The organism is Caballeronia sp. AZ1_KS37 (assembly GCF_023631165.1).
Classification (GTDB): Bacteria; Pseudomonadota; Gammaproteobacteria; order Burkholderiales; family Burkholderiaceae; genus Caballeronia; species Caballeronia zhejiangensis.
Genome location: NZ_JALQDP010000081.1, coordinates 1 through 232 on the forward strand (window position 1 = coordinate 1; position 232 = coordinate 232).

Annotated in this window: 1 protein-coding gene; it reads right to left on the reverse strand. The window is 75.9% G+C overall.

Going from position 1 to position 232, the window contains the following annotated elements; all coding sequences use genetic code 11:
- Positions 1-195, reverse strand: a 195-nt coding sequence (locus tag NCS00_RS33300; protein WP_350029751.1) for an XdhC family protein, incomplete at its 3' end; no start/stop codon positions are given.
- Positions 196-232: the final 37 nt, after the last annotated feature.

Sequence of the window (232 nt, forward strand, 5' to 3'; positions counted from 1 at the left end):
GGCGATGCCCGCCCATTCGTAGGTACCCCCCCCGATGGTGCCGGCGACCCGGTCCGGCATCACCAGCATGGCGGTGCCGGCTGCGCGCGGCGTCGAGCCCAGCGCCTCGGACACGGTGACCAGGGCCGCCGGCGTACCCGCCGCAAGGGCGGTCGCCAGGGTCGCCGACAGCGTCTCCGATGGGTCCAGGCTCACGGCTGCGCAGGTGGCGCGTCTGCCAGCGCCCGCATCC